This window comes from Flavobacterium quisquiliarum (assembly GCF_019308285.1).
GTDB classification, from domain to species: Bacteria; Bacteroidota; Bacteroidia; order Flavobacteriales; family Flavobacteriaceae; genus Flavobacterium; species Flavobacterium quisquiliarum.
In genome coordinates, this window is record NZ_WWEM01000033.1 from 112,298 (window position 1) to 137,432 (window position 25,135).

Sequence of the window (25,135 nt, forward strand, 5' to 3'; positions counted from 1 at the left end):
AGTTTTTTTCGCCACGAATTCACGAATTTTCGGTAATCTATGCGGATACTTACAACTGAATTTCACCAATTTTGATTTGCGAAATTAGAAAAAATCTATAGACAAAGAAATTAGCGAAAATTCGTGAATTCGTGGCTGAAAAAAATTAGAAAGGATAGCCAATAGCAATATTCAGAATGAGATTGTCTTTTCTCCAAGAACTGCTTCCAAAATTAATATCATCAATAACCCATCTTTGTCCGTCTGGAAGAGCTGGATTTCTTAGTGGAATGGCTAAATCTGTTCTTAAAATCAGGAACGACAAATCAAAACGTAAACCTGCTCCTGCACCAACAGCAATTTCTTTCATAAAATCTTTTGAGATTTCAGCTCCGGGTTTATTGGGATCGGCATGTAAAAGCCAGATATTACCGGCATCCAAAAATACTGCACCTCTCACTATACTAAAAAGTTTTGCTCTGTATTCGGTATTAAACTCCAATTTCAAATCGGCTGATTGATCTGGTGTATAATTAATATTGGTTGTCGTTTCAGGAATCACATAACTTCCTGGCCCGAGCGTTCTGGCTCTAAAAGCTCGAATACTGTTTGTCCCTCCCACTACAAACTGTTTAGAAGCTGGCATTGTATTCGAATTTCCATAAGCAAATCCTGCCCCTACAATTAATCTACTGGCTAATTCGCTCTCTTTTCCTAGTTTTAAATAATGCCTGAAATCGGTTCTTATTTTTACATATTGTCTAAACGGAACATCAAATATCGTTTTAACCTTATCCGGATAATCTGCACCGGTAACCAAACCGGTAATATTCCCAGCCAAATCCAATTCTCCATTAAAATAGATCGTGTTTTTTCGGCGTTTCTGCATGGTATTCGTATAGGTATAATTGTAAGTTGGCCCAAAGATTAACTGTTTTTCAATTACCTTTCCTAATGCAGGATCTTGTTGAATGTCTTCTAAATATTCAGCCGTAACATGATTCGGACTAACATACGTCACATCAATTACATTAAGCTGATGTTCTTTTCGGATGTTTTCCTTCCATAGATAACCAAAAGAAGTATTAAAAGAATTCAGTGCATACAATTGGGTTCGTTTTTGATATTCATATCGAAGCGTTGCTTTGGTTCTTGGCACATATTCACTGTTTCCTTCAATATTAAAAGGCGTAATAAATCTTGGCCATGTTAGACTAACTTCCCCTCCAAGTTTATAAATATTTTTCCCCTTATTCACGCCACCCAATTGAAAATCGGCACCTCCAAAAATCGAGGCTGTAAACAATTCTGCACCGCGAAGGAAGTTTCTATTATTCCAGTTCAAATTAAGTTCTGTACCCGTATAACTTGCTGAATTGGTTTTACCCAAAACCTCAACACGAATAAACTTTTTAGGCAAAAGCGTTAGATAATAATAGGAATCTAAAGCATTATCAATACTGTCTGAAGGCTTAAATTCGTTTTTAACAAAGCTAAAAGTTCCCAGATTGACGAAACGATTCAAAGTCAAATTGTGATCGGTTCTGTTATATAAATCCCCTTTTTTGAAATAGATGGTTCTGTCGTAAACTCTTGGCTTAAAAGTTTCTGCCGTATCTATAATAGTAAAATCTTTATACTGAGTAATATTCTTTTTTCTATAAACCATACTGTCGTTTGACAGCGAATAATTCGGATACACAAATATGTTATTTATCTTATAAGCTCTTAAAGCTTTTGCAGGAGTTTCATCTTTAATAACCAATCTGATTTTTACTTCATGATCGCCTTTACTACTGTCTACTTTTGCCAGAAGATAATCGGGACTAAAATAATAGTAGCCTTTTTCTTTAAGTCTTGCATCGATGCGTTCTCTCTCTGCTTTTATAAGATCCAAATCATACGGTTTACCCACTTTCAATAAACTGCGTCGGCTTGATCTGGCGATTATTTTTGACATTTTTAAAGAATCATCCGGAAAAATCACACTTTTAATAATGTATTGTTTTTTGGGAATAACGGTATATTCTGCTGTTACTCTTTTATTATTTACAGTAGAATCTGCGCTGACACGAGTTTTAAAATAACCTCTGTTTTCTGTAAAATTCCGTAAAACCGAAGCATTATAATCTAAATCGACTTTGCTAAAAAGCACTGGCTCTTCTCCCACTTTAGTTCGAAGCCAATATCTAAATCCTTTTTGTTTTTTGGGCTCGCCGGCAATATTATAAAACCATAATTTTGGACGTAAACCTAAAAACGTTTTATTTGGTTTTGGACGAAGAAGACCTTCCATCTCCGTTTCAAGCGCTTTTCTATCTTTCTTTTTCATGATAGAGTCCTTCACTTCTACTGAACCGCCCGTGTAAAGCAAATCGCCTTCTGGAAGATATTTTGTATTACTGCATCCGAAAACAAAAAACAGGGATAGCAGTACAAAATACTTTGCAAAATGATTTTTTATATGATTACGTTTTTTGTTCATTTCCTTCAATTTGATTTTCCTGCAATTGCTCCTTCTCTTTCTCTTCCTTTTTTTTCTGTTTTTCTTTTTCTTTTCGAAGCTTCTCTTCTCGAATCAATTCTTTTTCTTTTTCGGTGCGATGGAAAAGTTCTCTGAATTTATTGTAACTCATTGTGATAATAAAAGCAACTCCTGTTTCTACAACCTGTCCTTCTACTGCTACCTGATATTGATTTTTTCTATAAGCACGAACAATATATCTGCCGTCTTTTGTAAGCTGATAATCTAAAGCTACATCACCGGCAATATTAGTGCTTTCTTCATTGGCCCGCTCTGCACCTTCTACTCCAAAACTGCTTCCAACAGTTACTTTCAATCTGTCATCCAACAGTTTTTTAGAAACTTCTACATTCAGATCTGTTCTGTTTTGCATGGTTCCAGAAGTATAATCTTCAGAGGATTCTAAATCAAAATTGACTTCAAATCCTGTAATTAATTCACCTGCCAGATTATTCAATTGCTGTGAAAGAATCTTACTCACACTTTGTCTTGCGAAAGATTCTGCGTTAACGCCACCGCTTTCACTTTGAAAAGGGTTTTCTCCCACAAATCGGTTTAATAATAAAAGCGCAAAAACCTGTTTGTTCAATTCGGCAGGATCTTGTTCTAACTGTTTCAATTTAGTTTGTGTTAATGTAACTACATCTGTAGAAACATTATAATTTCCATCTGGCAATACAATTCCAAATGAAATTTCAGGTTTCATCAGTTCTCCGTTCATTTTCAATAAAGTCTGAAACGGAAGTTTTTGTTTGTATGTATTTCTTTCTGCTGTATTATCAGTTGGAATTTGGTTACCTAATAGATCAATCGGAGCAGCATCAACCTTATAAATAGCCGTAATGCTTACATTTGCCATAGTTGGTTCGCCATTCCAGGTAATATAACTTCCTTCCTGAATATCGAATTTTCTTTTGATTCCGTTAAAATTCATTTGATAAGCTCCATCCGAAAACTCATATTTTCCAGTTAAAGTTGTTTTTCCCGATTGATCAATTCCTCCAACTAGTTCGGCTTCGCCTTTTAAGTTCAGATAATCTCCGTTTGCTTTATCAATCAGTAAAGTCAATTCGGCCTCTTTATCAATCGTAATAGCAACATTTACATCCATTCCTTTCAATTCCGATTGATCTAATTTATTTTGAAGATCAACTGTTTGTTTGAGGTACATATTGTCTTCATCAACAAACTCTACAATTCCTTCGCGGTCTGCAATCGAAGGATCTGATTGTGGCATTACCACCGTAAATTTAGTTTCTTTATTGATTTTGATTGTTCCATCCACAACCGGACTTTCTAAACTTCCTTTGATATTTAATTTTGTATCCAAAAACAAATCGCCGTAGAACAAATCATTATCTGTAGCTTTAGAATTTATGGCTCTAAAATCATTAGCCTCAACCAATAAATTAAAATTATATTTTACAAAATCAACAGATTGAATGGTTCCATTGACAAACAATTCATTATCATTTTCATCAAAAAGAGAAAATTTGTCAAATGAGATTGTTTCATTAGCGAAAGTGATTTTTTCGTTTTTAGTTTTAAAATAAGAATTGAGCTGTGTCACTCTAAAACCAGCATCATTAAAAACCAATTCACCATTAATTTTTGGAGCCGAAGTATTTCCTGTTATTTTAAAATTTCCAGACAGAAACCCCTTTCCTTCGGTAATATTTCCCATGCTGAAACCTTGAATGCTTTTGATGTTCAGTTTATTAATTGCGACATCCAAATCAAAATTACCTTCTTCTATTTTATATTCTCCGGTAAGTTTTACATCATTTCCTTCGTCACTTAAAGCCACATTTGCTACAAGTGTATCAGTCGTTTTGTTGTCTACTTTTATTTCTAAATCGCCAACTTTTTCTCCTTTAAAAGTAAAATCATCAATTTTTAAGTCCGAAGTAAAAGTCGGGCTGGTCATTACATTTTCGACTAACGCATTTCCGTTAATCAATCCCTGCATTAACAGCTCATCTTTTTTGACCATATTCATAATGGTTTCGATTTTGAAGTTCACAAAATCGACTTGCAAGGGTGCATTATCCTGTGTTCCTTGTGACTGAATTTTTAACTCATTTCCGTTATTACTCAAATTGAATTTATTGACATAGAGTCTTTTTTCGCCAAATTCGATTGCATTTTCCGGATCAACATTCCACTTATCATAATTTAAAATGAAATTTTCCGCATCCAGTTTTACAATGTTTTTTGAATCTTCTGCCTTAAATTCACCTGCAATATAATATTGCTGTTTTTCTTTGGCATCTTTTACTTCAAGAGCATACGTCAAAATATTATTCTGCACATTTCCGGACAAACTTGTAAACGGAATTTTAAGCGAACCGCTTTCGATTGTCGCCACAGAAACTGCATATTCTAAAGCATTTTCTTTGGCTTCGATATTTATTTTTCCGTCTGAAATGGTATTACCTCCATAAACAATTCTTGGAATCGTTCCTTTCACATTTAGAGAATCGGTTTTATTATTATAATTCCCTGTTATGGTAAAAGGCTCTAAGTTTGTCAATTTTGGTAATAATTTTAAAAGCACAGGATCATTGTCGACTTTGAGCATAAAAGCCAGCCTTTGTTCATCTGATTCTGCGTTGACTTTTGGATTTTTAAGATCAATATATTTTGATAATGATTTTTGAATTGAATTGGACAAAGTCGTCAGTTTGTACTTTCCAGTCATTTCTGCTTTTAAAAACTGCGACGAAATCTTAATTGAATTGCTGTCTTTATCTGCAAAAGCAATAACACGAATCGAATCTAAAACAATTGGCTCTTTGTCCTGCAAAATCTGAATATTGGACAGAAAAACTTTTCCGTTTAAAAAATCGGGATTACTGTTGGTAATAGCAGCATCTACATTTCCGCGCAGTTTCATTGGACCTGCATGCAGATTTAGTTTTTCTAAATCGGCTATATCAAGATTTAATTTCAGTTTTACGGTTGGATATTTGTCTTTTGTGTCTCCGCTAGCCGTTAAATTAAAATTCAGATTCGGGTCTTCCATTCCGGATTTTACGGCAAAAGATCCGTTTTCGATGTTTCCTTTCAGCGTTAAATCTTTATATGTATATCTGTTGAAAACTGCTTTCTGAACAATTCCGTCAATGACAGCATTTGCCGTTTTAGGATCTAAACCGTTTCCTTTAACTTTCGCATTAAGCGTTATTTTTCCAATCGAATCATTTTTGATTAATCGTCCAAGATCAAATTCGTTTAAGGAAACTACAGCATCATACTTTTCTCTTTTTTTAACACGCTGGTCAAATAAAGCATCCACTTTTGCATTTCCAAAACTGCTATTTAAAGCTAAATTGGTTTTGAAGTTTTGAACTGAACCTTTAAATTTTCCCTGCAAACTCAACTGCGAAGGAAGCTGAATGTTTTTTGGAATTGTTCCTGCCGGCACGAACATATTAATATCTTTTGCTGTGCTCGAAATCTTTTTAATATCCAAATCGTAATACGCTTTTTGCGCATCAGGCAATCCGGCAATCTTCCCCGAAAGGGAAACTTTTGTCGTTCCTATTCCGCTCATTTCAAATTTGGAAATATTCAGATCTTTTACTTTTCCGCTTACACGACTGTCGACATACAAAACCGCGTTTGGATTACTCTTAAACGGATTAGTTTTTTGAAGCGTTGGAACAAATAATAAAATGTCTTTGAAACCAATTTTAGATTCTTTCAGATTGGCATCAATAGCCAGATTTCCTAAATCTTTCTGCAGTGCATCAAGCGATTTGTATTCAACTTTAATTTTATCCTGAACAAGTGTTTGAGGTGTTTTTAAATACAGATTTTCTAAGGATGCATTTTTTGGTCCGTAGAAAAAATTAGTTTTTAGAGACTGGATTTGCAAGCCGCTTTTTTCGTTGACTGTAAGTTTGTTTATATTTCCTGAAATAGTATCATTTCCATAATACAATTTCTCTGCTTCGAAGTTGAATTTACTCAAATCCAAATGACTGTAATCTAAACCTTTTGCAACAGGTTTTGACTGCATATCATCAAATTTGAAGGCAACATTCTGGATATCAACCTTATTTAATTTTGCTTTCCAGCCCGCTTGTTTTATGGCTGTTGTATCCAAGTCAGGGGCTTGAATCTGCTTATCTTTTGCGCCAAGACGTAAATTTCCTTTAAGATTTTTAACTTCAAAAGTATTAAAATCCAAAAACTGTTTATTAAGATCAATCTCATTTACTATTAATTTTAAATTTCCTAGGCTAATGCCAGAATTCAATTTCGAATCTTTATTATCATATAAAATATCGATTTTAGACAAAGCTATTTTGTCTAACGCCAATTTAAAATCAGGACGTTTCGAAATCGTATCAACTGTTTTTACTGAAACTTCAGCAATTTTCTCGACTACATCCTGATCTAAAACTACTTTTAAGCCATTTAAATTGATTGTCGGAATATTAAAATCCATCTGATCCAAATCAAACTTCTTGAATTTGGTATCAAAATGCGTCAGGTTTACCCGAATATCATTTTTAGCGAAATCATCCTTAAAGTTAAATTTAACCTGATCGAGGTTTACTTTGACAACCGAGATTTTGAAAGGTTTTGCATTTGGATCCTCTACTTTTGGTTCTTTGGATTCGAATGCTTTTATGATGTAATCGAAATTAAAAACACCGTCTTTATTTCGGGAAATATTGGCTTTCACATTTTCAAGTGAAACCGAATTGATTTCAAGTTCACTGCTAACGAGTTTAAAAAGATCAACATCAACCTCTAATCGTTTACCAGCCAGCAAAGTATCTTTTTTTTGATCTTCAAAATAAAAACCTTCCAGAACTACATCTTTTGGAAATTTTATCGAAATATAATCTAAAGAAACTTTGGTTTTTATTTTATCCTGAAGGTAAGTGATCGCTTTATTTTTAACGAAATTCTGAACCGAAGGAACCTGAATTAAAATGATAGCAAGTAATAAAAGTGCCACTACAGAAACCACGCACCACATGAGGATACGAAGTATTTTTTTAATAAAATAAGCGGGTTTCTTATTCATACGTCAATAAAATCGATTAGATTAATTGCTTCTGAAAAAAGCAGGGTTACACATCTTACAAAAATGTAAAATTTAAACCTTAACAATTTACATAATTATCAGGAATTATTCTAGAATTTTATTGTTGTTTTTGCCACTAAGGCACTAAGATCCGAAGTTTTTTTTATAATAACTAGTTAGAATTTGATATGAGAAATCTTTTTCTCTAAGAGATTTATTTTTTGCTGGAGTTTAGCTAAGAATTTCTGATGCTGTTCTGATTCCGGATTAAAACTTCTATGTCGAAGACTTTTTTGAATTTCGTCTACTTCTAGCATTGTTGAAAGGCTGTTTTCTGAAATATAATTTTCGCTGAAAAGCTTCCAGATATAATCGATTGCGATTTGATTTGGGTGTAACATATCTTCTCCATAAAAACGATAATCGCGAAGCTCATCCATCATGATTTCGTAAGAGGGAAAATATGCAGTGTTCAGTTTTGAGTGTTCAGTTTTTAGAACAGAATGCAAAGCCGTAAATAAGTGCGATTTGCTTAATTGATTTTCTACAAAGCCGTCTTTAATATGTCTTACCGGAGAAATGGTAAAAATGAAGTTGATTTTTGGATTTAAAGCCTGAACTAAATCAATTGTGTTTTGAATGCTTTTCTGAATTACTTCAACAGATAACAACTCTTTTGAAAATTGTTTCTGTGGCACTTTATGACAATTGGCAACAACTTCATCTTTCTCTAAAACTTTGTAAATCCAGGAAGTTCCAAAAGTGATAATGAGATGCGTTGCTTCTTTTAATTGTTTGTTCGTTTCTGAAATAGCTTTATTGAGCGTTTCCAGTAATTCTTGTCGGTCGGCATTACTTAAATCAGAATGTACTTCAAAAGAATGCCAGCGTTCGTTATGAAAGAAAACGTCTTTTTCTTCAAACCATTGTTCTTGACAAACTCTCTTAAATAATTTTTCTATTGAAACTGGATTAAAAATAATCCCAAACGGATTGGTTTCGTTTTGAAATTTAAAATAATCAAATTTCTCCGCCATATTTTCTGCAAAACAAGAACCCATTGAAAGTACTTTCGAATGATAATCGATTGGCGAATTACTTTTTGAAATTAGGATTTGAGTTCTGAATTGCATAGAATTATTTTCTGTAAATTTCGGTTATTTTTTACAAACAAAAAAGCCAGCGGTATACAACTGGCTTTTAATTACATTCTTTAAAATTTCAACACTTAATAAGCATATCGTGTTTCATATTCAATTGAATTTCCACTGCTATCATATGAAAACGCTCTTATTGGATAACCATTTTCATTATAAGTATAGCTTTTTGTATAAACGGCAGGATTAGGAAATTCTGTTGATGTTCTAGTCATTTTTACAATGTTATTTTTCCCAAACCCTGCTACTTCATTTAGTAAAAGATCAAATCCTAAAACGTTCTTCAATGCATTAGGTTTAGTGTCGTATTCATACATTATCAATGTTTGGGAAGCCCCAAATGTTGTACTTTCTTTTATTACATTCCCATCTTTCAGTTCTAAACTTCCTTCTCCCTGTTTAATATTTGAATCTGAATAATTAACATAGGTAATTAGTCCATTAGACAAGTGTGTATATATAGTTGTGTTTATCGATAAAGCTTCTGAGTTATTATCAGGAAATCCTTCTTTAAATGTCCTGCTTTTCAATTTTCCATTTTCATAAATATAGACAACCTCTCTACTTTTATACTCTTTCCCTTTAGTGTCTACATCAAATTCCGTCTGTTTTGTTATTCTGTCTCCCTCATAAGTGTATACGAATTTTGAATATTCTCTAGTAAGACTTACAATCTTGTTTCCGTCATATACAATAATCCCTACACTATTAGTGCCTAATTGTTCATTTGGAAATATAAAAGAAACTGCCTTAGGTAAAATTAAGTTGTTTTGAGCAGAATTGTCATCACTCGAACAGGATGTTATTAAAATAAAAGCTGTAAAAAACATTAAAAGCTGTTTCATGAATTTTGTTTTTTTTAATATTCAAATATAGAATAATTTATATTTTTAATAACAGAAATCAACTTCACAAACTAAAACAATTCCTTACTTTTGCATCTTCCATTTTTTTAAATCATTTATGAAATTATTATATACTTACATCATCAAACATAAAATGCTTTTATTTTTTGCTTTGATAATGGCTACTATTAACATTTGTTTCAGTTTATCAGACTCCGTAATTACCGGTAAATTAATGCAGGACTGCGGTGTCGGAATCACAAAATATAAAGGCAATGAAATTGGCTTTATAAAATCTTTAGCTTTCTGGCTTGGACTTTCGCTTGGTGCAGCAATGATCTCTAGAATTACCAAAAACTTTCAAGATTATTTTACCAATGTTGTCATTCAGAGAACTGGTGCTCAAATGTACACAGACGGAATTAAAAAATCTCTAGATCTTCCTTATGCAGAATTCGAAGACCAACGAAGTGGTGAAACTTTAAGCAAATTGACTAAGGTTAGAATTGATTCTGAAAAATTGATCACACTTTCAATTTCTTTAATTTTTCAAACCATCATCGGCTTCATTTTCGTAATTGTTTATGTTGCAAGAATAGATCTTCGCATTTCGATTATCTTTTTAATTACTGCCCCAATTATTGCTTTGGTCAGTTTGTATCTAGGTAAAAAGATCAAAATTGTTTCCCGAAAAATTGTGAACCAAACGAATGCCTTGGCAGGTTCTACAACAGAAAGTTTACGAAACATTGAATTGGTAAAAAGTCTTGGTTTGACATATCAAGAAGAAAAACGTTTAAATCTGAATACATTTAAAATCCTTCAGTTAGAATTAGAGAAAATACGTTTTATTAGAAGTTTAAGTTTCATCCAAGGAACAACCGTTCACTTTTTAAGAACCTGCGTTGTTTTTGCTTTATATTACTTTCTATTTGGCGGAAAAATTATAGTTGGAGATTTATTGACAATGGTATTTTTTACATTCTTTATTTTTGGCCCTTTACAGGAATTAGGAAACTTTATCATTGCTTTGAATGAAACGAAAGTTTCTATGGAGAACTTTAAAACCTTATTAAGCGCTCCAAAAGAATTTCGTCCTAAAAATCCAAAACATATTGGGGCAATTCAGAAATTGCTTTTTTCTAATGTAACTTTCCAGCACAGAACAGCTAAATTTAAAGCGGTCGAAAATATCAATTTCGAAATTAAACAAGGGCAAACAGTAGCTTTTGTTGGGCCGTCTGGGTCTGGTAAAACTACTTTGGTCAAATTATTAGTTGGGTTATATACACCCGCTGAAGGCCATGTTACATACAATGATATTGACTCTACAGATGTTGATCTTTTAGATTTGAGAAAGCAATTAGGATTTGTAACTCAGGATGCCCAATTGTTTTCTGGAACAATCCGTGAAAATTTATTATTCGTAAAACCAAACGCAACCGACGAAGATCTGTACGACGCACTAAAACGTGCAAGCTGTGATAAATTGCTTAGACGTGCCGAAGATGGTTTAAATACTACAATCGGAGAAGGCGGAATCAAAGTTTCGGGTGGAGAAAAACAACGCTTATCTATCGCCAGAGCAATTCTTAGAAATCCAAATTTATTAATTTTTGATGAAGCCACTTCTGCATTGGATTCTATTACCGAAGAAGAAATTAATGATACCATTAGAAACATCTCAGACAAAAACAGAATCACAGTTTTAATTGCACACCGTTTATCAACTGTAATGCACGCCGACAGAATTTTTGTCCTAGAACAAGGAAAAATAATTGAGCAAGGAAAACATGAGGATTTAATTGTAGAGAAAGGGCTGTATTATGCTATGTGGCGCCAGCAGATTGGCGAACGAAAATAGCTTTTTTTAAGTTGCTAAGGTTCTAAGTTTTTTAAAAACAATCTATAAACGTCCTATTTGTCATTTCGACTGAAAGGAGAAATCACACGCGTAAATCCGCAAAGTGAGTTGCCAATCTTTGTAGAGTTTCTAGTGTGATTTCTCCTTTCAGTCGAAATGACATAAAATACGTAAAAACTAAAAATACAAAACCCGACAGGTTTGAACCTGTCGGGTTTGTTGTGAGTTATAAAAACTTAGTCCCTTAGTATCTTAGAACCTTAGCATCTTTAATTATTTTACAAAATCCACAGCTTTAGTTAAAGCCTCAGCAATTCCATCAACATTTTTACCTCCTGCAGTAGCGAAGAAAGGCTGACCTCCTCCTCCACCTTGGATATATTTTCCTAATTCGCGAACCACTAGTCCTGCGTTTAGGTTTTTGGCTGCTACAATTTCTTTAGAGATATAACAAGTTAACATTGGTTTTCCTTCGTGAGCCGTTGCGAAAACTACAAATAAATTGCTGTAAGAACCGCCTAATTCATAAGCTAAATCTTTTGCTCCTTCTGGATTTAAATCTACTTGTTTTGCTAAAAATTGAACACCATTGATTTCTTGTAATTCTTTAGCCAAATCAGCTTTCATATTTTTCGCTTTATCTTTTAACAAAGCTTCTAATTGTTTTTTAAGCTGTGCATTTTCGTCTTGTAAAGCCAAAATTGATTTTACTGGATCTTGAGCATTTTTAAGCGCATCTTTAATTTCAGCTAAAGAAACGGCCTGCGATTCAAAATATTCTTTTGCAGCTTCACTTGTAATTGCCTCTATTCTTCTGATTCCAGCTGCAACAGCTCCTTCAGAAACAATTTTAAAATGCCAGATATCAGATGTATTCGCAACGTGAGTTCCTCCGCATAATTCAACCGAATCACCAAATTTAATGGTACGAACTAAATCGCCATATTTTTCTCCAAACAAAGCGATTGCTCCATCTTCCAAAGCCTGCTCTTTTGGAATTCCTCTTTTTTCGATTAATGGCAGACTCTCGCGAATCCTTGCATTTACGAAGTTTTCAACTTCAACCAATTCTTCATCAGTTACTTTAGAGAAGTGAGAAAAGTCAAAACGTAATGAAGCATTACGAACCATCGAACCTTTCTGCTCAATATGAGTTCCTAAAATCTTACGCAAACCTTGGTGCAATAAATGCGTAGCCGAGTGATTTGAAGAAGTTTTAGCTCTTTGATTGGCATCAACAACTGCATTAAAAGTTCCAGTAAGATTTTCTGGTAACGATTTTGCTAAATGTATCGTTTGATTGTTCTCTTTTTTAGTATCTATAATGTAAACAATGTCACCGTTTTGAGCTTCTAAATATCCTTTATCTCCTGTTTGTCCTCCGCTTTCTCCATAAAATGGAGTTGCATTGAAAACTAATTGGAAAATCTCACCATCTTTTGCACTTTCAACTCTACGATATTTCGTGATTTTTACCTGTTGTGATAATCTGTCATAACCAACAAATTCCTGAATATCATCTTCTACAAGTACATTCCAGTCTCCAGCCGTTACTTTTGATGCCGCACGAGATCTTTCTTTTTGCAATTGTAATTGCTCTTGGAATCCTTCTTCATCTAATTTCAATCCTCTTTCAGAAAGAATTAAAGCGGTTAAATCAATTGGGAATCCGTAAGTATCATACAATTCAAATGCTTTCTTACCATCAACAGTATCTCCTGTATTATTTAAAATTACAGCATCTAAAAGAATCAATCCCTGATCTAATGTTTTAAGGAATGAATTTTCTTCTTCACGAATTACATTAGAGCAAAGTGCTTTCTGCGTTCTGATTTCCGGGAAAGAATCTCCCATCTGCTCGCTTAAAGTTTCAACCAATTTAAAAATAAACGGCTCTTTTGTTCCTAAGAAAGTAAAGCCGTAACGAATAGCACGACGTAAAATTCTACGAATTACATATCCTGCACCCGTGTTAGAAGGCAACTGTCCATCAGCAATAGCAAAAGCCACCGCACGAACGTGATCTGCTACTACACGAATCGCAATATTCATTTTATTTTGTTCTTCACTAATGCCTGTTACATCATTAGTTGTATATTTTGCTCCCGTAATGGTTTCGATTTCTCTAATTAAAGGCATGAAAACATCAGTATCATAATTTGATGTTTTTCCTTGCAATGCCATACACAAACGCTCAAATCCCATTCCGGTATCAACGTGTTGTGCCGGAAGTTTTTCTAATGAACCATCAGCTTTACGGTTAAATTCCATGAATACGTTATTCCAGATTTCAACTACCTGAGGGTGATCATTATTTACTTCTTCTTTACCTGGTTTTAAAGCTTTTTCTTCTTCAGAACGTAAATCAACGTGAATTTCAGAACAAGGTCCGCATGGTCCCTGATCTCCCATTTCCCAGAAATTATCTTTTTTATTTCCAAGAATAATTCGGTCTTCATCAATTAACTCTTTCCAGATATCCCAAGCTTCTTGGTCAAACGGAACATTATCTTCTTTGCTTCCTTCAAAAACAGAAACATAAAGATTTTCTTTAGGAATTTTGTAGACTTCTGTCAATAATTCCCAAGCCCAGTTGATTGCTTCTTTTTTGAAATAATCTCCAAAAGACCAGTTCCCTAACATTTCAAACATTGTGTGATGGTAAGTATCAATACCAACTTCTTCAAGATCATTATGTTTTCCTGAAACACGAAGACATTTTTGCGTATCGGCTATTCTTGGACTTTTTGGAGTTCCGTTTCCTAAGAAAAATTCTTTAAACTGGGCCATTCCCGAGTTGTTGAACATTAAGGTTGGGTCATCTTTAAGTACAATAGGAGCTGAAGGAACAATAGTATGTCCTTTACTCTCAAAAAAATCTAAAAATTGTTTACGTACGTCTTGTGATTTCATATTTAAATTAGAAAAAATGTGTCTGTTTAATGTGTCAATTTGAAAATTAGACGATTAGATATTTATTCATTCCGTAATGCGTTAAGTTTTTTATAATGAATTCAAAAAACTTATATTATAAACAATAAATTGCCTATTTTGCGCATTATCTAATGATAAAATAGCCCCAATATCTAATCATTAATTCTTGTAAAAAAAAGTGCCGAACTGCTGAAACATTTAGCCATTTTGTTCGTCTAACTTATTTTACAAGCTGCAAAAATAGCGTATTTTAAAATATGGCGAAAGTAAAATATTATTACGACTCAGAAAATCTGGCTTATACGAAAATAAAAACCAGAAAAAGAATAAAAATTGGTTACGCATTACTGTTTTTACTGGCTTCAGCATTGTTTGGTTTTTTAGTTTTCGTTCTTTTAATTAATACGCCTTATTTTGAAACTCCCAAAGATCGTTTGCAGGCACGGGAAATTGAAAATTTAAAACTTCAATATTCCATTCTAAATAAAAAATTAGATGAAATTGATGCCGTTGCAGATGCTTTGGAAGAGAGAGACAATAATATTTACAGAATTTATTTTAATAAAGCTGAAATTCCGGATTCGATTAGAAAAGCTGGATTTAGAAATCCGGAAAGATACAAGATTTTAGAAGGTTATAATAATTCACAATTGGTTTTAAATACCACTAAACGAGTCGATAAACTTTCAAAAGAATTAGCTATTCAATCAAAATCGTTGGATGACATTTTAAAATTAGCTGGAGCTAAAGAAAGTTTATTATTAGCAATTCCTGCCATTCAGCCTGTTCAGAATGAAAACTTAAAACGAGTTGCCTCAGGTTTTGGATACCGAATTGACCCTTTCACAAAAGTACGAAAAATGCACAATGGAATGGATTTTACTGCCAATACAGGCGCTCCAATTTATGCTACTGGTGACGGTGTCGTAGCAAGAGCTGATAATACAGCATCTGGCTATGGAAACCACATTGTGATCAGGCATGGTTTTGGATACGAAAGTTTGTACGCCCATTTAAGCAAATACAACTGCAGACCTGGACAAAAAGTCAAAAGAGGAGACGTAATTGGATATGTTGGAAGCACTGGAAGATCCGAGGGGCCACATTGTCACTATGAAGTACATAAAGACGGAAAAGTCGTAAATCCGCTGAACTTCTATTATGGAAACATTTCGGCTGTAGAATATGTGGCAATTTCACAAATGGCGAATCAAGAAAATCAATCATTAGATTAATATTGCGAAAAAATAGTATTTTTGAAGTAAAATAGTAAAAAACAAATCATGCATATTGAACTTTCTAAAGACAAAAGATATTACAGTATTGGCGAAGTAGCCAAAGCTTTTAATGTCAATGCCTCTTTGATACGATTTTGGGACAGCGAATTTGATATTCTAAAACCTAAAAAAAATGCAAAGGGAAACAGAATGTTCACACCCGAAGATATTACCAACCTGCAATTGATCTATCATCTTGTAAAAGAGAGAGGTTTTACCCTTGAAGGCGCCAAAATACACTTAAAAGAAGGACAAAAGAAAACGTTAGATAAATTCGAAATAATACGTAAATTAGAGTCCATAAAAACGCAATTGAACGACATCAAAAACGAATTGTAATTAAAAATTGAAATAAACTTAAATCAAAACAAATATGAAAAAGTGGTTAATCCCTGTAGGAATTATTATAGCACTTATTGCTATTATCGCATTTTGGTCGATTGGTATTAAAAATACTGCTTTACAACACAGTCAAGCTGTAAACAAAGAATGGGGAAATGTTCAGACGGCTTACCAAAGACGTAATGATCTTATTGGGAATTTAGTAAACACTGTAAAAGGAGCTGCTGACTTTGAAAAAGGAACTTTAACAGCTGTAATCGAAGCTCGTGCAAAAGCTACTTCTGTAACAATTGACCCAAGTAATGTAACTCCAGAACAATTAAAGGAATTCAATCAGGCCCAAAGCGGCGTAAGCTCATCATTATCAAGATTATTGGTTTCGGTGGAGCAATATCCAACTTTGAAAGCAAATGAAAATTTCTTGAAATTACAAGACGAATTAGCAAGTACTGAAAATCAGATTTTAACTGCCAGAACTCGTTTTAATGAGGCCGTACAAGTTTACAACGGATATGTTTTGAAAATTCCAAACAACTGGTTCTTGAGCGAATACAAAGAAAAACCATACTTTGAAGCTTCTACAGGTGCAGATAAACCAGTTGAAGTAAAATTCTAAAAAGTTCTAGAAACAATCTATAATATAAACTCTAAAATCATTTCCATGTCAAAAGTAGAAGATTTTTTAACCAAAGAAGAAGAGTACGAAATTGTTGAAGCTATTCGTATGGCTGAAAATAATACTTCTGGCGAAATTAGAGTACATATAGAAAAAACAACTTCTAAAGCTCATTATGACAGAGCTTTAGAAGTTTTTCATGAATTACGAATGGATGAAACTAAATTGCAAAATGGCGTATTGCTTTATTTTGCAGTTGAGGACAAAAACTTTGTAATTTGTGGCGACAAAGGAATTAATGATTTAGTATCTGATGATTTTTGGGATTGTACCAAAGATGTTATGGTAAATCATTTTAAAGCTGGAAACTTTAAACAAGGCATTGTTGACGGTATCTTAAATGCCGGAGAACAATTGAAAAAATATTTCCCTTCTCAGGAGGATGATATCAACGAATTATCAAACGAAATTTCAAAAGGATAAATGATGAAAAATTCCAAAAATAAAATCTCAAATTCCAATAGAATTTTTCAGTTAACCTTTTTGTTTGTCGCGTTTTTTATCTGCAATACTATTTTTGCACAATTTGATATCCCGAAAAAACCTGATTTCCAAACTTCTGTTTATGATTACGCTAATGTTTTAAGTGCTTCAGAAAAAACACAATTAGAAGAAAAACTAGTTCGTTATTCCGATTCTACTTCTACTCAAATTGTAGTTATTACTATCGAAAGCTTAAAAGGTGAGGATATTGGTATTCTTACGCCAAAATGGGCTCAAGAATGGGGAATTGGCCAAGCAAAAGAAGACAATGGTGTTTTAATTTTATTAGCTAAACAGGAAAGAAGAATATGGATTTCTCCTGGTTATGGATTAGAAGATCGTTTAACTGCCGGAATTGGCGGAGAAATTACTAGAAATATAATTATTCCTGAATTTAAAGCTGGAAGTTATTATAGAGGACTTGACAAAGGGGCAGATGCACTTTTCGATGTCTTTAAAGGAAAATACAAAGGAGAACGTAAAAAAGCCAAAGGACAAGACTTTCCAATCTTTCCATTTATCGTTATTGTCGTTATTGTTTTAATCCTTCTTTCCCGAAATAAAAGAGGAGGAGGAGGAAATTCTGGAAGCAATGGCGGTGGTCCTAGCCTACTTGATGTTATCATTCTAAGTAATCTTGGAAGAAGCGGCGGAGGTGGATTTGGCGGTTTCGGTGGCGGATCATCTGGAGGTGGTTTTGGCGGTGGCGGTGGCTTCGGCGGTGGATTTGGCGGTGGCGGATTCTCTGGAGGAGGTTCTGGAGGAAGCTGGTAATTTAGTATGTTTCTAATTTTCTTTGTTTCAGACTTCGAGTTTAGGTTTCAATATTAAAAAATCATACATTTACATTTTACAATTTATTAATAGATGTTATCACATAAAGCAAAATACGCCCTTAAGGCCTTACTTTATTTAGCAGAACAAGACGAAAATCACATTTCTAGAACTGTAGAAATTGCTGATGGAGCCAATATTCCTAAAAAGTTTTTAGAACAGATTTTATTGGATCTGAAACGCGGCCGTTTTGTAAGCAGTAAGCAAGGGAAATTTGGTGGATACTATCTAATTAAATCCAAAAATGACATTACTTTGGCAGAAATTCACCGATTATTTGACGGTGCAATTGCTCTTTTGCCATGTGCTTCACTAAATTTTTACGAGCCTTGCTCCGATTGTAAAACCGAGTCTGAATGCAGTCTGCGTCACGGTTTAATGCTAATTAGAGACAAAACTTTGAAGGCTATGGAAGGCATTACAATCGCTTCATTAGTAAAGAAATAAAAAAATATTTTATAATCCCTAGTAAATCGATAGAATTAATTATATATATTTGCAAAAAATAATTAACAAACCAATAACAAAATTCTATCTCATGAAAGTACATTTTAATCCCTCGGGTGTTACAAAACTTTTGCAAAATAAAACTAAGCTTTTCAGAACTGCTTCTGGCAATTCATGTATGATGTGTATGTGCTGTTAAAAAATTTATTTTTAAACTCTACTAATCATATATACTTAATATAAAAATGAAAGCATCTATAAAAAATATCTTTACAATATTATCTTTTTTAACCTTCTCTATCTCATTTGCACAAAATATTGAAGGTGTAGTTACAACAAGTGAAAACATTCCTTTAGAAGCAGTAAACGTGGTAATTAAAGGAACTACTCATAGCGCTATCACAGACAACAGCGGTAAGTTCGTCATCGATTCTGAAGGAAGACTGCCATTGACTCTTTTAATTCAATATGTTGGATACAAAACAACAGAAATCGAATTGACTGCAATTCCTGTAAATCCAATTCAGGTTGCCCTTAAAGAAGAAAACGAACTTGTCGAAGTTGTGGTTTCTTCTAGAAGAAGAATAGAAAAAGTTCAAGATGTGCCAATTGCTATTTCTGTAATTACAGGAAAGCAAGCAGAACAAACGGGTGCTTTTAACGTAAACCGCATTAAAGAATTAGTACCATCTGTTCAGCTTTATTCTTCGAACCCAAGAAATACTGGAATCAACATTAGAAGTTTAGGTTCTCCTTTCGGATTAACCAATGACGGTATTGATCCGGGAGTTGGATTCTACGTTGATGGAGTATATTTTGCCCGTCCAGCTGCTACAACACTTGATTTTATCGATGTAGAACAAATCGAGGTTTTACGTGGCCCACAAGGTTCTTTGTTTGGAAAAAACACCACTTCTGGAGCCTTTAATATTACAACTCGTAAACCAAGTTTTACTTCTGGTGCTGATTTTGAACTTAGCTATGGAAATTATTCTTTCTTGCAGGCTAAAGCATCTGTTACTGGAGCTTTAGGAAGTAAAGTTGCCGGTAGAATATCTTTTTCAGGTACTTCTCGCGATGGTTTAGTGGACAACGTTGCAACTGGAAGACCTACAAATACTTTAAGCAACCAAGGAATTAGAGGACAATTGCTTTGGACTCCAACTGTAAACACCAATGTTATTTTTGCTGCTGACATCACAACACAACGCCCTGACGGATATGCACAAGTTATTGCAGGTGTTGCACCGACACAGAGAGCAGCTTACAGACAGTTTGATGCCATCATTGCCGATTTAAATTATCAGCTACCAAGCTTAAATGCTTTTGATCGTAAAATTGATCACGATACTCCATGGAGATCAAATCAAGATATGGGAGGTTTTTCTTTGAATGTTGATACTAAAATTGGAGGTGGAACTCTTACTTCTACAACGGCATGGCGTTTCTGGAATTGGGATCCGTCGAATGATAGAGATTTTACAGGATTACAAGTATTAGCTAAATCTCAGAACCCAACAAGACAAACACAGATTACACAAGAAGTTCGTTACGCTGGACAAATTACTTCGAAAATAAGTGGTGTTGCTGGAGTATTCTTTATCGATCAAACATCGCAAACTGATGGAACAGAAGAATCTGGAAATGCACAATGGAGATTCGCACAAAGTTCAACAAGTGCTCTATGGAAAACTCCAGGTCTTTTTGAAGGATACGGAATTAAAACAGATGCCAATATTAGAGCTTCAAGTGCTGCAGTATTTGGTCAAATTGACTGGGCTATTACAGATCGTCTACATGTTTTACCAGGTTTGCGCTATAATTTTGATAAAAAAGATGCACATTATGCTCGTACAACATACGGAGGTTTACAAACAACAGATCCAGCGTTATTGGCTTTGAAAAAACAAGTATATTCTGATCAGGCATTTGATTCTGCTATTGATAACACAGACTTTTCAGGGAACATTACAGTTACTTTTAAAGCTTCGGATAAAATCAATGCTTATGGAACTTTTGCAAAAAGCTACAAACCAGTTGGTGTAAACGTTGCGGGGCTTCCAACAAACTCGGCGGGACAACCGCTTCTTGAATTGGCTGTTATTAAACCCGAAAAAGTATATCATTATGAAGTTGGAGTAAAAACTTCTCCTTTCAGAAATTCAATTTTCAATTTAGCATTATTTCAAACGGATATAAATGATTTCCAAACTAACGTTCAGGCCGCTGAATTGGGTGTAAACCGTGGTTATCTGGCGAATGCTGATAAAGTACGTGTACAAGGTGTAGAAGTAGATGCAAGTTTTGTATTTAGCGAGCACTTAACTATTAATGGAGCTGCAACTTATACAGATGGTAAGTATGTGAAATTTACAAACGCGCCACTTCCGTTAGAAGAAACTGGAGCTCCAGTATCATTTAAAGATGTTTCAGGGACAGCACTTCCAGGTGCTTCAAAATGGGCAGGATCTTTAGGAGGAGAACTTTCTGATCGTGCTAAATTCTTTGGAAATGCAGGAAAAATTTTCTTAGCGGTTGATTCTTATGCTCGTTCTGAGTTTTCATCAAGCCCTTCAGCTTCTAAATATTTGGTTGTACAAGGTTATGCTATTTTTAATGCTCGTTTAGGTTTCCGTGCTTCACAAGGTTTATCTGTTCACTTTTGGGGACGTAACTTGTTAAACAAAGATTACTATGAGCAGCTATTACCAGCAGGTGGAAATGCTGGACAATATGCAGGAGTTTTAGGTGATCAAAGAACTTATGGAGTTACATTAAAATACAGTTTATAAAATAAAAAATTAGAACTAAAAACTAAATCAACGAGATGCTTAATTGTATCTCGTTTTTTATTTTGCAAAAGATCAAAATCACAAATTAAATTTTAAAACCATTTTTATTCTTCTGTAATTCAGTTTTCGTTTTTCTATATTCGCAGCCTGAATTTTATTGATTGAATGAAGATTTTCAAATTAATACTTATTTTAATCTTAGCTGGTCCCATTTTATCAGCACAAAATATAAAGAAGACCGATCAGCAGACACTGACCTGGATTCGTTATTATAATATCTTTCCTTTAAGTGAAAAATGGGCCATTCATTCTGAATTTGATAATCGAAGTTTTTTAAATCCTATTCATGAGAATCTTTTTGTCATTAGGTCTCAAGTTCGTTACAGAGCAACTAAATTAATGGATTTTGGTGCAGGATTTGCTTATTTTAATATCAATACACAAAACCCAAATGTTGATCCTGACTATTCTATTCCAGAATATCGTGCACAGCAAGATTTGACTCTTATTAATGATATTGCTAAAATAACTTTTCATAATCGTTTTCAATTGGAAGAACGTTTTATTCAGAAAGCAGACAAAAATGGTCTTTTAAACGATTTTTCATTTGCTTATCGATTTAGATATCGGCTGCAATCTACCTTTACGCTTTGGGAAAAAGAGCAAAGCAGTTTAAAAGGTACCATATCTGATGAAGTTTTATTCAATTATGGAAAAGATAACAAGAGAAACACTTTCGATCAAAACCGTTTTTATACAGCATTACGCTATCACTTCACTCCTAATCTTGGTTTAGAATTAGGTTACATCAAAAACTTTCAAAGACGTGCCAGTGGCGTAGATTTTTATGATCGAGATATTATTCGACTTACCGTTTACCATAGAATTAATCGGAAATTTTAGATTTTAGATTTTAGATTTTAGATTTTAGATTTTAGATTTTAGATTTTAGATTTTAGATTTTAGATTTTAGATTTTAGATTTTAGATTTTACTATAAAAAAACGGCAAATCATTGTATGATTTGCCGTTTTTTTATTCTTTCTCCCTTTGTGACTTTGTAACTTTGCTACTAGAATCCTCTCTGTCTTCCTCTTCCTCCTTTTTTACTTTCAGCGAAGTTTCCAATTTTATATGCTAGAGAAAACATTACATAGCGTTTTAAAACTGTATTTTCCTCATCACGAATCGAAGTTGCAGAAATAGTTCTTGTTGCACTTTGGTTCTGATTTAAAACGTCATATACTTTTACTTTTGCATATAATTTTTTATCTAAGAAACCATAAGATAAACTGGTATTCCAAAGAAAGAAATCCTTTTTAAAATTACCTGAAATGTTCGAATTATAAGTATATCCAAAATCATTTCCGAAAATTAAATTTGCCGGCCAATATGAAGTGGTTTGCAGGTTTATTCTGTGAATTACATTTGAAGTTGCATCTCTAGAAAAATTCTCATATCGTGTTTCGTTGTATGATAAGCTATAAGATGGTGCGATAGAAAGTACTTCCCCATAATCGTAAGAAGCATAAACACTTGGTGTTACGACAATTGATTTGGCACTATACAATTCTGCATTTGTAAATCCTTTATCAAAATTATAGTTTCCGCTTAAACGCAAGCCGTAACGTAAAGTATGCGCATCTTTTTTAATCTGCTGATTCCAGTTTCCACCAATAGATGTCGAATAAGTTCCTGAAATATTCACATAAGTCGTATTTCTTTTCCCGCTATCATCGTAAATTGAAGTTGAAACTACGTCATTATTATAATAATCTCCTCTAATGTAAACACTATACCCTGAACGTGTTCTAAAATCAAAGTTTTTAAAGTCGATTCCTGCACTGTTTTTTTCAATCGGATTTAAATCTGGATTACCTATTACACTATTTAATGGATTATTTAAATTGGCTACAGGCATTAACTGGGTTGCTGACGGAAGCGCATTAGAATAATCATATTTGAAAGTCAAATTCTTTGATCTATTAAATTTGTATCGAAGCTGCGCATTTCCATAAGGAAGCAGATATCTTTTATTCAAATCAGTTGCTTGATTCAAATAAAAAGAGTGGTTATCAAACTCCACAATTGAAGTTCTTGAGTTTAAATTCAGTGTAAATTTACTTTTCTGTAAAGTGATCCCAACTTTTGGAGAAATTGAATTCTGCTTTGAAGTTGTATAATTTGTCAATGATAAATTCAAATCAGAATATTGATCAGTATCTTCATCAAAATTGAACGTTTTCTGATCATTTATAGAATTTTGCCAGTTAAAATCGGTTCCAAAACGTACACGAAGCGAATCTGTAATTGGCTCTGTATATTCTAAATCAATTGCATAAGTATCACTTTTTGAAGTGTTTTTTGCATTCTGATTTCTCTCATCGTTCGGTTTTCCATCCTGATGAAAAATAGTTTCAGAAATATTAATTCCGTTCGAGCTATTTTTTGAATTATTGTTATTAAAAACAATACTTAGATTTCGTGACTTTTTTTCAAATACTTTATTAAAATTAATGCTGTTCGCAAAATTCGTATTAGATCCTGTAGAATGAGAGCTAGATGTACTTTCGTTTAGTGCTTCACCATTTTCATCTACTGAAGAAGTAAAAGAAGAATTATTATTAGTCGAATTGGACTGATTTAAATTTGGAGCCACAACAAGACGCATTGTCGGATCGATTTTGTATTCCAGTTGAAAATTGGCATTATTCCCCGTATTTTCATTTTTGGTTTTAGAATCAGCCTCTGTTACGATATTTCCTGTTGGCAAAAAACTAACTTGGTTCGATTTACTATCATTTTTAGTTACCGCATTCGTAAAATTGTAACTACTCATAAACTCCAAATCTTTCGTCCAATCGTCAGAATAATTAATACCAGCTAAAGTAGATTGTGTGATTCCTCTACCGCCGCTGCTCGCACCCTGGCCTCCTTTTGCATTTCTTCCGCCTCCCATATTATCAAAAACCTCATCCATCGAAAAGCCAGTTGAATTAATATTATTGGAAGAAGCTAAAACACTAATTTTTTGTTTGTTTTTGAAAAAGTTCATCATCAAACTGCTTTCATAATGCTCGTCCGAACCATATCCGCCAAGAACTTTTCCAAAATATCCTTTATTTTTCTTTTCGTCAATAGTGATATTAATACTTGAATAATCTGAAGTCGATTCTTGTTTAGCCAATTCTTCTTTCTTTGTTTTAAAGTCAGAAACTTGAACTTTTTTAATGATATCTGCAGGAAGATTTTTAATGGCAATAGCTCCATCTTTATCAAAAAATGCTTTTCCATTCACTAAAACCTGATTGACTTCTCGTCCATTTACCGTGATTTTTCCAGAATTATCAACATCAAATCCAGGTAATTGCTTCAATAATGTTTCAACATTCGCATCTGGGCGAACTTTGTAGGAAGGGGCATTAAATTCTAAAGTATCTTTTTTAATGGTAATTGGTGGTGCTTCAGATTTCACGATTACCTCGTTTAAAACATTAGCATTTTCAATCATATACAATTTTCCAAAGTCTTTACTTTCTGTAAGTCCTTTTTGTTCTTCGAAATAAGCTTGGTATCCTGTGTAATTTACTTTTAAGAAAACTGGTTTTTCAAACTTTTTAGTATTGATAATAAAATTTCCGTTTTTATCCGTCGTAGCATATTCAATCATAGTAGAATCTTTTACGGTGGTAAAATAAACGGTAGCAAGTTCAAGTGGAAGCTGTGTATTGATATCAACCACTGTACCTTTAATAACGATATTATTTTGGGCATTTGCCGAATAAACAAAAGCTAAAAACAATAGAAATGAATAAATTTTGGTCATAAAATTAGGTTAGTTAGAGCATTAAGACTTTAAAAAATGCAAAAGGTTTAATTGTGTTTTTCACATTTATTCAAATATAATGCCAATAAAAAACTGATCTTCTAATTTTGTA

At 33.5% G+C, this 25,135-nt stretch carries 15 protein-coding genes; 9 read left to right on the top strand and 6 right to left on the bottom strand.

Annotated elements, in window-relative coordinates:
• Positions 1-145 precede the first annotated feature (145 nt).
• From tamL to GSY47_RS15850, 4 genes are all read right to left on the bottom strand, one after another.
• On the bottom strand, positions 146-2,464 hold the full coding sequence (gene tamL / locus GSY47_RS15835) for a translocation and assembly module lipoprotein TamL (protein ID WP_219071460.1): 2,319 nt from the start codon (positions 2,462-2,464) through the stop codon (positions 146-148).
• Entirely contained in the window at positions 2,448-7,547 is a 5,100-nt protein-coding gene (locus tag GSY47_RS15840; protein WP_179001168.1) for a translocation/assembly module TamB domain-containing protein, read from the bottom strand. Before GSY47_RS15840 ends, tamL begins: the two co-directional genes overlap by 17 nt.
• Before the next feature lie 176 nt (positions 7,548-7,723).
• The gene (locus tag GSY47_RS15845) at positions 7,724-8,680 is read right to left on the bottom strand and encodes a GSCFA domain-containing protein (protein ID WP_179001170.1); all 957 of its coding nucleotides are present in this window, start codon (positions 8,678-8,680) and stop codon (positions 7,724-7,726) included.
• 95 nt (positions 8,681-8,775) lie between these two features.
• The gene (locus GSY47_RS15850) at positions 8,776-9,549 is read right to left on the bottom strand and encodes a hypothetical protein (RefSeq protein WP_179001172.1); all 774 of its coding nucleotides are present in this window, start codon (positions 9,547-9,549) and stop codon (positions 8,776-8,778) included.
• 118 nt (positions 9,550-9,667) lie between these two features.
• Here GSY47_RS15850 and GSY47_RS15855 point away from each other — a divergent pair, with 118 nt between their 5' ends.
• Positions 9,668-11,413: an ABC transporter ATP-binding protein gene (locus GSY47_RS15855; RefSeq protein WP_219071461.1), complete on the top strand. Its 1,746-nt coding sequence runs from the start codon at positions 9,668-9,670 to the stop codon at positions 11,411-11,413.
• A 273-nt stretch (positions 11,414-11,686) separates the two neighbouring features.
• Here the strand turns inward: GSY47_RS15855 and alaS are convergent, their stop codons facing one another.
• Complete coding sequence (alaS, locus tag GSY47_RS15860) at positions 11,687-14,326, bottom strand: alanine--tRNA ligase (RefSeq protein WP_179001176.1); 2,640 nt, start codon at positions 14,324-14,326, stop codon at positions 11,687-11,689.
• A 278-nt stretch (positions 14,327-14,604) separates the two neighbouring features.
• Between alaS and GSY47_RS15865 the strand changes: the two genes are divergently transcribed.
• The 8 genes from GSY47_RS15865 to GSY47_RS15900 all read left to right on the top strand — a co-directional run bounded on the left by GSY47_RS15865 (position 14,605) and on the right by GSY47_RS15900 (position 22,101).
• Entirely contained in the window at positions 14,605-15,582 is a 978-nt protein-coding gene (locus GSY47_RS15865) for a M23 family metallopeptidase (protein ID WP_179001178.1), read from the top strand.
• A gap of 48 nt (positions 15,583-15,630) precedes the next feature.
• Positions 15,631-15,963: a MerR family transcriptional regulator gene (locus GSY47_RS15870; RefSeq protein ID WP_091492704.1), complete on the top strand. Its 333-nt coding sequence runs from the start codon at positions 15,631-15,633 to the stop codon at positions 15,961-15,963.
• A 34-nt stretch (positions 15,964-15,997) separates the two neighbouring features.
• Positions 15,998-16,582 (top strand): LemA family protein, encoded by a 585-nt coding sequence (locus GSY47_RS15875; RefSeq protein ID WP_095953569.1) that lies wholly within the window; start codon positions 15,998-16,000, stop codon positions 16,580-16,582.
• Positions 16,583-16,627: 45 nt separating this feature from the next.
• The gene (locus GSY47_RS15880) at positions 16,628-17,065 is read left to right on the top strand and encodes a TPM domain-containing protein (protein ID WP_179001180.1); all 438 of its coding nucleotides are present in this window, start codon (positions 16,628-16,630) and stop codon (positions 17,063-17,065) included.
• A gap of 3 nt (positions 17,066-17,068) precedes the next feature.
• Positions 17,069-17,899: a TPM domain-containing protein gene (locus tag GSY47_RS15885; protein ID WP_179001182.1), complete on the top strand. Its 831-nt coding sequence runs from the start codon at positions 17,069-17,071 to the stop codon at positions 17,897-17,899.
• Positions 17,900-17,992: 93 nt separating this feature from the next.
• On the top strand, positions 17,993-18,406 hold the full coding sequence (locus GSY47_RS15890) for an RrF2 family transcriptional regulator (protein ID WP_012023964.1): 414 nt from the start codon (positions 17,993-17,995) through the stop codon (positions 18,404-18,406).
• A gap of 245 nt (positions 18,407-18,651) precedes the next feature.
• Positions 18,652-21,198, top strand: coding sequence for a TonB-dependent receptor (locus tag GSY47_RS15895; RefSeq protein WP_179001184.1), 2,547 nt, complete (start codon positions 18,652-18,654; stop codon positions 21,196-21,198).
• A 165-nt stretch (positions 21,199-21,363) separates the two neighbouring features.
• Positions 21,364-22,101 carry a DUF2490 domain-containing protein gene (locus tag GSY47_RS15900; RefSeq protein WP_179001186.1) on the top strand — a complete coding sequence of 246 codons (738 nt, stop codon included), beginning with the start codon at positions 21,364-21,366 and terminating at the stop codon, positions 22,099-22,101.
• 168 nt (positions 22,102-22,269) lie between these two features.
• Here the strand turns inward: GSY47_RS15900 and GSY47_RS15905 are convergent, their stop codons facing one another.
• Positions 22,270-25,023: an outer membrane beta-barrel protein gene (locus tag GSY47_RS15905; RefSeq protein ID WP_179001188.1), complete on the bottom strand. Its 2,754-nt coding sequence runs from the start codon at positions 25,021-25,023 to the stop codon at positions 22,270-22,272.
• Between the last annotated feature and the right edge of the window lie 112 nt (positions 25,024-25,135).

Excerpts from the sequence above, each read along its gene's own strand:
- tamL (WP_219071460.1), bottom strand. The coding sequence starts at position 2,464 with ATGAACAAAAAACGTAATCATATAAAAAATCATTTTGCAAAGTATTTT.
- GSY47_RS15840 (WP_179001168.1), bottom strand. The coding sequence starts at position 7,547 with ATGAATAAGAAACCCGCTTATTTTATTAAAAAAATACTTCGTATCCTC.
- GSY47_RS15845 (WP_179001170.1), bottom strand. The coding sequence starts at position 8,680 with ATGCAATTCAGAACTCAAATCCTAATTTCAAAAAGTAATTCGCCAATC.
- GSY47_RS15850 (WP_179001172.1), bottom strand. The coding sequence starts at position 9,549 with ATGAAACAGCTTTTAATGTTTTTTACAGCTTTTATTTTAATAACATCC.
- GSY47_RS15855 (WP_219071461.1), top strand. The coding sequence starts at position 9,668 with ATGAAATTATTATATACTTACATCATCAAACATAAAATGCTTTTATTT.
- alaS (WP_179001176.1), bottom strand. The coding sequence starts at position 14,326 with ATGAAATCACAAGACGTACGTAAACAATTTTTAGATTTTTTTGAGAGT.
- GSY47_RS15865 (WP_179001178.1), top strand. The coding sequence starts at position 14,605 with ATGGCGAAAGTAAAATATTATTACGACTCAGAAAATCTGGCTTATACG.
- GSY47_RS15870 (WP_091492704.1), top strand. The coding sequence starts at position 15,631 with ATGCATATTGAACTTTCTAAAGACAAAAGATATTACAGTATTGGCGAA.
- GSY47_RS15875 (WP_095953569.1), top strand. The coding sequence starts at position 15,998 with ATGAAAAAGTGGTTAATCCCTGTAGGAATTATTATAGCACTTATTGCT.
- GSY47_RS15880 (WP_179001180.1), top strand. The coding sequence starts at position 16,628 with ATGTCAAAAGTAGAAGATTTTTTAACCAAAGAAGAAGAGTACGAAATT.
- GSY47_RS15885 (WP_179001182.1), top strand. The coding sequence starts at position 17,069 with ATGAAAAATTCCAAAAATAAAATCTCAAATTCCAATAGAATTTTTCAG.
- GSY47_RS15890 (WP_012023964.1), top strand. The coding sequence starts at position 17,993 with ATGTTATCACATAAAGCAAAATACGCCCTTAAGGCCTTACTTTATTTA.
- GSY47_RS15895 (WP_179001184.1), top strand. The coding sequence starts at position 18,652 with ATGAAAGCATCTATAAAAAATATCTTTACAATATTATCTTTTTTAACC.
- GSY47_RS15900 (WP_179001186.1), top strand. The coding sequence starts at position 21,364 with ATGAAGATTTTCAAATTAATACTTATTTTAATCTTAGCTGGTCCCATT.
- GSY47_RS15905 (WP_179001188.1), bottom strand. The coding sequence starts at position 25,023 with ATGACCAAAATTTATTCATTTCTATTGTTTTTAGCTTTTGTTTATTCG.